The organism is Synechococcus sp. WC101, assembly GCF_047461555.1.
Lineage (GTDB): Bacteria > Cyanobacteriota > Cyanobacteriia > Thermostichales > Thermostichaceae > Thermostichus.
On the sequence record NZ_JANSHG010000116.1, the window covers coordinates 1 to 8440 of the forward strand.

The 8440-nt window shown below is 58.9% G+C and carries 12 protein-coding genes; 9 read left to right on the plus strand and 3 right to left on the minus strand.

Going from position 1 to position 8440, the window contains the following annotated elements; translation table 11 throughout:
* Positions 1 to 113 precede the first annotated feature (113 nt).
* Positions 114 to 326 (plus strand): DUF2997 domain-containing protein, encoded by a 213-nt coding sequence (locus NW809_RS08840; RefSeq protein ID WP_011430441.1) that lies wholly within the window; start codon positions 114 to 116, stop codon positions 324 to 326.
* Between the two features lie 39 nt (positions 327 to 365).
* On the opposite strand, the gene NW809_RS08845 is transcribed toward NW809_RS08840, so the two are convergent.
* The 3 genes from NW809_RS08845 to NW809_RS08855 all read right to left on the minus strand — a co-directional run bounded on the left by NW809_RS08845 (position 366) and on the right by NW809_RS08855 (position 2147).
* A complete protein-coding gene (locus NW809_RS08845) occupies positions 366 to 596 on the minus strand; it encodes a hypothetical protein (protein WP_011430442.1) in 231 nt (76 codons plus the stop codon).
* A 151-nt stretch (positions 597 to 747) separates the two neighbouring features.
* On the minus strand, positions 748 to 1158 hold the full coding sequence (gene petE / locus NW809_RS08850) for a plastocyanin (RefSeq protein WP_011430443.1): 411 nt from the start codon (positions 1156 to 1158) through the stop codon (positions 748 to 750).
* 821 nt (positions 1159 to 1979) lie between these two features.
* A complete protein-coding gene (locus NW809_RS08855; protein WP_011430444.1) occupies positions 1980 to 2147 on the minus strand; it encodes a hypothetical protein in 168 nt (55 codons plus the stop codon).
* A gap of 402 nt (positions 2148 to 2549) precedes the next feature.
* Between NW809_RS08855 and NW809_RS08860 the strand changes: the two genes are divergently transcribed.
* From NW809_RS08860 to NW809_RS08895, 8 genes are all read left to right on the plus strand, one after another.
* A complete protein-coding gene (locus NW809_RS08860) occupies positions 2550 to 2936 on the plus strand; it encodes a hypothetical protein (protein WP_011430445.1) in 387 nt (128 codons plus the stop codon).
* Positions 2937 to 2990: 54 nt separating this feature from the next.
* On the plus strand, positions 2991 to 3209 hold the full coding sequence (gene ndhO / locus NW809_RS08865) for an NAD(P)H-quinone oxidoreductase subunit O (RefSeq protein WP_011430446.1): 219 nt from the start codon (positions 2991 to 2993) through the stop codon (positions 3207 to 3209).
* 42 nt (positions 3210 to 3251) lie between these two features.
* The gene (locus NW809_RS08870; protein WP_011430447.1) at positions 3252 to 4091 is read left to right on the plus strand and encodes a cell division protein FtsQ/DivIB; all 840 of its coding nucleotides are present in this window, start codon (positions 3252 to 3254) and stop codon (positions 4089 to 4091) included.
* Between the two features lie 21 nt (positions 4092 to 4112).
* Positions 4113 to 4838: an energy-coupling factor ABC transporter ATP-binding protein gene (locus tag NW809_RS08875; protein ID WP_011430448.1), complete on the plus strand. Its 726-nt coding sequence runs from the start codon at positions 4113 to 4115 to the stop codon at positions 4836 to 4838.
* A 531-nt stretch (positions 4839 to 5369) separates the two neighbouring features.
* Positions 5370 to 5678, plus strand: coding sequence for a carbon dioxide-concentrating mechanism protein CcmK (locus NW809_RS08880; RefSeq protein WP_011430450.1), 309 nt, complete (start codon positions 5370 to 5372; stop codon positions 5676 to 5678).
* Positions 5679 to 5769: 91 nt separating this feature from the next.
* Positions 5770 to 6111: a carbon dioxide-concentrating mechanism protein CcmK gene (locus NW809_RS08885; RefSeq protein WP_011430451.1), complete on the plus strand. Its 342-nt coding sequence runs from the start codon at positions 5770 to 5772 to the stop codon at positions 6109 to 6111.
* A complete protein-coding gene (locus NW809_RS08890; protein ID WP_011430452.1) occupies positions 6112 to 6411 on the plus strand; it encodes a EutN/CcmL family microcompartment protein in 300 nt (99 codons plus the stop codon).
* 48 nt (positions 6412 to 6459) lie between these two features.
* Positions 6460 to 8424, plus strand: a complete 1965-nt coding sequence (locus tag NW809_RS08895; protein ID WP_414401962.1) for a ribulose bisphosphate carboxylase small subunit — start codon at positions 6460 to 6462, stop codon at positions 8422 to 8424.
* Positions 8425 to 8440 lie beyond the last annotated feature (16 nt).

An 8440-nucleotide genomic window follows, 5' to 3' on the forward strand; every position in this document is an offset into this window, starting at 1 on the left:
GAAACGGGGGACGAGCAGAAGCCATACGGCCCAGCCAGATCGAGCGGGGAAAAAGCGAGAACTACAATGGGTAGGAGAAAGTCAGTTGTTGAGCAGCAGCGAGTGGAGTGCAGATGCCCGAGTACATCAAGGTGGAATATCGGATCGACAAAAAAGGACAGGTGACCGAGACCGTATTGAACGGATCTGGCTCCAGTTGTACTCTAGCCACGGCAGAGCTAGAAGCAGCCCTTGGAACGGTGCAAGAACGAAAGCTGTTGCCGGAGTTTCATCAGCCAGCAGAAGCCGAGATAGAATCACAAGTTTCTTTACAGCAAACCCGCTGACTCCATCCCCTTCCCCCCAGTTTTCCCGTATCTACCTGCCTACTTTCGCTTCTTGCCCCCCTTGCCGGCAGCGCCGCTGGCTCGTGCCGCCCCAACTGCCGATTGAAACAGCCAAACCGCCAAGGGAGCAGCGACGATCAAGATAATGCTGGTGGGGCCGACGCCAAAATCCGGCTCACCGGAAGCCAACTCGAAAATCGAACCCACAGCGGCAATGGCACTGATGCAGGAAACGGCCAGGAGCAGGTAGCCTTTAACACTGGTGGTCATGGGGAACCTGTCTAACGTCTATTCGCGAAAAAGCCCTCCCACTCTCGAGAGGGCTACTTTCTATGCTACGGGCAGGGATCCCATGCCAGCAAGCCAGAGCCGGAATCTCCCTCTTAAAAAGCAACCAGAGAAGTGGAATTGGAGCGCCAGCCTAGCCCTTGACGATGATCTTGCCGACCATGCCAGCCCCCCGGTGGGGAGTGCAGTAGTAGGTGTACTCACCCAGAGGGACATCGACAAAGGCCGATTCCACCACTTGGTTGGGAGCAGTGAGCAGGGCCTTGTGGGACAGCTTGGCTGCCAGGGCCGCATCGCCACCAGGTACCTTGTCAAAGACAACGTTGTGAGGATAGACCTTGTTGTTGACCCACCGAACAGTATCTCCCTGATTGATGGTGAGGGTGGGGGGATCATAAATGAGCTGGGCCTTGTCAGAGCCCATCTTGACCGTGTAGGTTTCAGCAGCAGCAGGGTTGGACAGGAAAGCTACCGCAGCCACCCCGACTACGAGAGCGAGGAGGATGCGCTGCAGACGCTTCGCTAGGTTAAAAATGAACAACATGGATTCCTCTCAAAACGTAACGGCCGTCGCCCCCGCCTCTGCGGCTGGGCCCCCCCTTTCCAAGTTGTAAAGGAAAGGCACCCAGTCCAGCAGGGACGTTCAACTTCTATCTTAGGATCTTAAGGCGGAACAGGAACACCCATTCCCTTGCTAGAGCGAGGGGCTGTTCCAGACGGCAAGGCCACAGGGAGGGATCGGGCGACGAGATTGCCTCGAGCCTCTACCTTTCTCGTTGCCTCTCACCGCAAGGCGGCGATCCTTCGCCCGTGGGATCTCGGAGAGAAAACCGGCCATCTCTGAAAAACTGGGAGTGCCTTGCCGGCCAAAATCCGTAGGGTCGCCGATGCGGGAGAGGGACAAGCCGCTCTAGTCTTTAAGCAAAGAACGATGCGGTATTTCTTTTGCTGTTATCCAATTACTTTCCAAGTCGCGTATAAGATATCAACCCGCTGAACAAAATTGAGAGCTTGCTTAAGATGAACAGCCGGTATTCGTCCATCGCCAGCCCGAGCAAGGCCTCTACCAGGATTTTAGAATCGGCGGAGCAAAAGCAAAACATTCAAATCTTGGCTCGCTGCATCGGCACAGCCTTGAATTTAGGCAGTCCGCTCAGGGTTGCCATACATTACACCTCGCAGGCAGAGGGGTAACGCTTGCTCCCCAACGCCTGCCAGGTAATTTCGCTCGCACTTCTGGAGATGATCTCAGAAGCTTCTTGAGCCTAAAGGGTTTCGCAGAGGAAGGGATCCCAAAAGTTTTTGGGCCCTCTCCGTAAGACGGGCATCCGGAGTGCCGCCTGTAATTATTTAGGGATCCCGAGGCTAGTGCTGAACAATTCCCTGAACCATAGCGTCGCTCAGGTAAGCCAATGCCTTCAAATCGGCCTCGTCAAAACACCGATCGCACAACAGGCGGTAGATTAGGCTCTCGTGTTCTGAGGTAAAGTGGCGAGTTTGCAAGACTTCTTCAACGATGGATCGAATGGTCATAGTTTGCCCCTCCTGGGATCGGGCTTAACACTGCTTGCCCATACTGATTGTGAAGAGTCAAGCCATAGCTCAAAAAGGGAGCCAACACGGATTTTCCAGCAAAAAAACTGTACATTGGCCAGTCATTGGGATCCCCAAACTTACTAAAGAGCCGTGACTGAGGATGTGCTCGCTGCCCTTGGCCAGACTACTTGCCTAGGGTCGAAGGTCCTCCCCTGGCAGAGCCTCCGAGAGTTGAACATGTGGCCGAGAAAGCCGTCCTGCAGCCAGGGAGCATGTTATCCTGAGTTGGCTTAACATGATTTCATAGCCGGGCTCAGCCGTCACCTTTCTAGCTGCGGCTGGCTGACCCGACGTCTAGGGATCCGGCTCAACTTTCTTCGCATTGCAGGCAAGACACCAATGGTGGGCATCTTCAGGCGCTTTTTCGGCTCTCGTGGTCAGGCAGATTCCAAACCTTCATCAGGGACGGCTGCTCAGCCGGCCAAAAAGAAAGACAACACCTTCTTTCTCGACCCAGATGAGGCCAAAACCCTTGGCAACATCGAATACATGCGCACTCCTAGGATCGTGAAGCACACCTTCCAGGATTTCGGCTCTACGGAGAAGGTGGAGGTGGTGGAGCAGGTTTCTTCCCTAAGCAAAGTTAAGTTGGCCGTAGAACAGGCCAAAGCCCCTGAGCAAAGCTCTTCCACCTCAAACAGCAGCAGTGGAGCAGGCTCACGCCGCCAGGGGGGATCTGACATGGACATGTTTCGCAACATGGCCCGCAGCCTGAAGCGCAAGTAGGCTGGACCCGGCTTATTGGCGGCACAGGATACAACGGCTATCGAAGGAGGGGCAATGGCGATTAAGCGAGGCACTTTGGTGCGGGCCATCCGCGAGAAACTGCAAGGCAGCCTGGAAGCCCAGGCCAGCGACCCTTTGATTCCCAACTACGTCTTCGAAACTCCTGGAGAAGTGGTGGATATCAAGGACGACTACCTCCAGATTAAGTTTGGGGCTGTTCCCACCCCTCCAATTTGGCTGCGGGCGGATCAGGTCGAGGAGATCGCGAGTTGAATAGGAGCATGGAATGCTCCCCTTTGGCTTGAGGGAGGGCTAATGGTACCTCTGGCTTCTCCCACGCGCGACCAACTTCTGCAACGCAGGCGACTTTTGCGTCAGCAACGGCGCAAGCGCTTTTGGCAGGGATCCTGGCGCTTGGCCAGCTCGATGGGCGTTCTGACGCTGCTGGTGTTGGGCCTGCAGCAGCCCTACTGGCAAATTCGCCGGCCGGAGCAAATTCAGGTAAAGGGCAGCTACTGGGTCGACCCCGACTGGATCCGGGAGCAACTGCCTCTGACCTATCCAATGAACCTCTGGCAGGTGCAGCCGGCTGTGTTGGAAAGAGCCTTGCTGGCATCCCCGGCCCGCCCTTCTCCCATCGAAAGCGTCCAGGTACAGCGGCGGCTGCTGCCGGTGGGGGTGATCGTCCAAGTGCGGGAACGGCAACTGGTCGCGCGCGCCCGTCGGGGCGACCAGACAGGCTGGGTGGATCGGCAAGGCCATTGGCTGCCCCCCGATCCCTTTCGACGCCACAGCGGATCCTCCCTTTCCTGGCCTGAGCTGGAGTTGCTGGGCTGGGAGAACCACGCGCCCGAGCAATGGGCCTTGTTGCTCGAAGCCCTGCAACAGGCTGAGATCCAGATCGAGACCGTAGATTGGCAGTCGGGAGAGGGAATCACGCTCCACACTGAGCTGGGCAACGTCTATCTGGGGCCGATTTCTGACCGCCTGCCTCTGCAAATTCAAACCCTCAACCAAATGCGGGATCTGCGCCGCCACTGCGAGTGTACACCCGACGAAATTCTCCAGATCGACCTGACCAGCCCCAGCGTACCCACCCTGCAGCTCACCCCTGCCGCCACCCAGAAGCGCTGGAAGCATTGGGAGCAGCGCTAGCCCTGGGATGAGCTTGCTGCCATGAACACAGCGCCGGCGGTGGAGGTCAAACAGTTGTGGGTCGCCTATCCCGGTTGTCCGCCGGTGCTGCAAGGGCTGGATCTACGGGTTGAGGCCGGGCAGCGCCTAGGAATCATTGGCCCCAATGGCGCCGGCAAAACCACCCTGTTCCTGGCCCTCGCTGGCCTGTTGCCCCCCTGTTCCGGCCAGATCACTTTGTTTGGGCAGCCGCTCCAGCCTGGCCAGTTTCGCCCTGAGGTGGGGCTGGTGTTTCAGGATCCCGACGATCAACTGTTTGCCGCCTCGGTGGCCGAGGATGTAGCCTTTGGGCCGCGCAACCTGGGACGTTCTGAGACAGAGGTCGCGGCTGTGGTCCAAGCAACCCTGGCGATGACCGGCACCCTGAATTTGGCCAACTGTCCCCCCCATCATCTCTCCGGCGGTGAAAAACGCATGGTCGCGATCGCCGGGATCCTGGCAATGCAGCCGCAGTTGGTACTCTACGATGAGCCGACTGCCAACCTGGATCTGCGCGCCCGTCGCCGGCTAATCGCCTTTTTGTTGCAAGCAACGCACACCTTTCTGCTCGCTTCCCACGATCTGGAACTGATCCTGGAAGTGTGCGATCGGGTGATCCTCTTAGATCAAGGCCGGATTTGCGCCCAGGGATCCCCGGCCCATCTGATGAGCCAACCCGACCTCATGGAAGCCCATGACTTGGAAGTGCCCCCCTCGCTGCGCCGATAACGGCAAAAGCTGAAAAGATGTCAAGAATTATTTTTGAGTTGATAACAATTTTGTCTCTCTTAATAAAAAGCTATCGTGCTAATTAAAAATATTGATTTTCGTCCAGGATTGAATGGGGATATCATTTTGTTGAGTCGGGGGATCCCTTCTCTGGGGCGTCCTCGTCGATTTTGTATGATCGATTTTGTGCAAGAAAGATGGGGACTTGGCCTGGAGTTGGCAGCTTTGCCCGCCTGAGCGACAGTTGTGGTTAACCCGGATGGCTCCCACAACCTTTTCTGGCCTCCGTCTGATTGAGTCTGAGGTCGGGGGTTGGGCACGGCCTTCTCTCCAGGGGGAGGTCTGTGGTGGCTGGAGTAGGTGTTGCCGAGAAGAGCTGTCCACTGAGGGTTGGGCAGAGGATCTCTTAGATGAGTTCGAGGGAAATTGCAGGATCGAACCCAATAGGCGAGATCAATTTGGAGATCGATTGGCCTTATTGCTGGGTTCGGCAACGTTCAGGAACTGAGTGTTCAAAAGTGGAGAGTTGATATGCCTATTGCAGTCGGAATGATCGAAACCCGCGGGTTCCCGGCAGTAGTGGAAGCTGCCGACGCCATGGTAAAGGCCGCGCGCGTCACCCTAGTGGGTTACGAAAAAATTGGCAGCGGGCGCGTCACCGTGATCGTACGGGGCGATGTCTCCGAGGTGCAGGCCTCGGTGGCCGCTGGCTTGGAGTCTGCCAAACGGGTGAGTGGGGGCGAGATCCTCTCCCACCACATCATCGCCCGTCCCCACGAAAACCTGGAGTTTGTGCTGCCCATCCGCTACACGGAGGCAGTGGAGCAGTTTCGTACCTAACTGAGTAGTTGCACTTAGCCTGGAATTGACCCGATCCAGAAAATCTGGACAGGTTCCAACCCCCTCCACAATTTCAGCGTAAGGAGTCCCTATGGCTATTGCAGTCGGAATGATCGAAACCCTGGGCTTCCCGGCAGTGGTGGAAGCTGCCGACGCCATGGTAAAGGCCGCGCGCGTCACCCTGGTGGGTTATGAAAAAATCAGCAGCGGGCGCGTCACCGTGATCGTACGGGGCGATGTCTCCGAGGTGCAGGCCTCGGTGGCCGCCGGGATCGAGTCGGTGAAGCGGGTCAATGGCGGCCAGTTGCTCTCCTGGCACATCATCGCCCGTCCCCACGAAAACCTAGAGTACGTGTTGCCCATTCGCTACACCGAGGATGTGGCTCAGTTCCGCGAAGGGGTCAACGCCATCCGTCCCTTCACCCGTCCCTAGATGCGTATCGCGATTGTGCGGGGCACTGTTACCAGCACCCAGAAGGATCCCAGCCTGACAGGCGTGAAGTTTCTGGTGGTGCAGTATGTCGATCTCGAGGGCCGACCGCAGCCCGACTACGCTGTAGCTGCCGATCCGGTGGGGGCCGGCGCCGAGGAGTGGGTGCTGGTCAGCCAGGGCAGCGCAGCTCGCCAGCCGCAGGGAAACGAAACCCGTCCGCTGGATGCAGTGGTGATGGCGATCATCGATACCGTCAGCATCGGCGGTCGCTCCCTCTACAACAAGCGCGACCAACGCTAGCTGGGATCCCTCCTTCCTCTCTCTGACGTGTTCTAGAGGCTCACGGTTATGCCTGCTCACACCTATGCTGCGCCGCCAACGCCCTGGTCTCGCCGCCTGGCGGAGCCGACCATCCATCCCTCTGCCTACGTGCATTCCTTTTCCAATCTCATCGGGGATGTGCGCGTGGGCGCCCAGGTGCTGATTGCCCCAGGAACTTCCATCCGTGCGGATGAGGGCTCTCCCTTCTACATTGGCGACGGCTCCAACGTCCAGGATGGGGTGGTAATCCACGGCCTGGAGCAAGGGCGGGTCATTGGGGAAGATGGCCAACCCTACTCCGTGTGGATTGGCAAGAACACCTCCATTGCCCACATGGCCTTGATCCACGGGCCAGCCTATGTGGGCAACAACTGCTTTATCGGCTTCCGCTCCACGGTGTTCAACGCGCGGGTGGGGGATGGCTGCATCGTCATGTTGCACTGCTTGATCCAGGATGTGGAGATCCCGCCGGGCAAGTATGTGCCCTCCGGCTCCATCATCACCACGCAAGCTGAGGCGGATCGGCTGCCCGATGTGCAAGATAGCGATGCCAAGTTTGCCCAACATGTGATCGGCATCAACCAGGCTCTGCTGGAAGGCTATCACTGCAGCGAAAACCTGGTCTGTATTGCTCCCATTCGCAACGAACTTCTGCGGTCGCGCACCTCTAACCCAACGGCTACGGAGACGGCATCCATGACTCATTCCTCCTCTGGCGCCGACGGCCGGAACGGCGGCGGATCCCTTCTCAAGCCGGAGGTGGTGGAGCAAGTTCGCGCCCTGTTGGCCCAAGGCTATCGGGTAGGGCTGGAATATGCCGATGCCCGCCGCTTCCGTACCTCTTCCTGGCAGAGCGAAAGCCCGATCACCAGCACCCGCGAGGCCGAGGTCATGCAATCGCTGGGGGCTATTTTGGCGGAGCACCGCGGCGAATACGTGCGCCTGTTGGGGATCGACCCCAAGGCGAAACGACGGGTGTTGGAGCAGATCATCCAAACCCCGGAGGGGCCGGCGACCGTTTCTGGATCCCCCAGCCACGTCTCGGTTACGGCCCCAGGTTCCGGCGCAGCCAATCCGCGCCCTGACGCCAGCTTGGAGGAGGAGATCCGGGCGCTATTGGCGCAGGGGTATCGCGTCGGCCTGGAGGTGGCCGATGTCCGCCGCTACCGCACCTCTTCCTGGCAGACTTTGGGCAATTGGAGCGGCTCGGCCCAAGAGATCGTGGCGGCTGTGCAGGCGGCCTTGGCCGAACATACGGGAGAGTATGTGCGCCTGCTGGGAATCGATCCCAAGGCCAAACGGCGGGTGCTGGAGAAGGTGATTCAAACGCCCCAGATGAGCAGCAGCGGCGGGACAGCCTCGCCCGCAGAGGGGGGCAAGCTGGGAGGGAGCGCTGCTGGCCTCGACCTGGAGTTACAGGAAGAGGTACATCGGCTGCTGGCCCAGGGCTATCGCATCGGCTACGAATATGCTGACGAGCGCCGCTTCAAAACCTCCTCTTGGCAGACCGGGCCGACCATTCGCGCCAGCCGCGGGCCGGAGGTGTTGGCCGAGCTGACGGCTGCTTTGGCGGAGCACCAAGGCCACTACGTGCGCCTGTTGGGGATCGATCCCAAGGGGAAAAAGCGGGTTTACGAGCGCGTCATTCAAACCCCCGGCGGCAAGTCGCCTGCCCCTGCAGCCCAGGGATCCCCGGCGGCTACTCCTGTTTCCACCGTTCCTGCCAGCACCCGACTCAGCAGCGAGGTGGTGGCACAGGTGCAGCAATTGCTCAGCCAGGGCTACCGCATCGGCACCGAACATGCGGACAAGCGGCGTTTTCGCACCTCCTCTTGGCAGAGCTGCAGCCCTATCGAGGCCACCCAGCTGCCCCAGGTGGTGGCGGCTCTGGAAGCCTGCCTGGAGGAGCATCGCGGCGAGTATGTGCGCCTGCTGGGCATCGACCCCAAAGCCAAACGACGGGTGCTGGAGCAGATCATCCAAACCCCTTGAGGGATCCGCCTGTTCT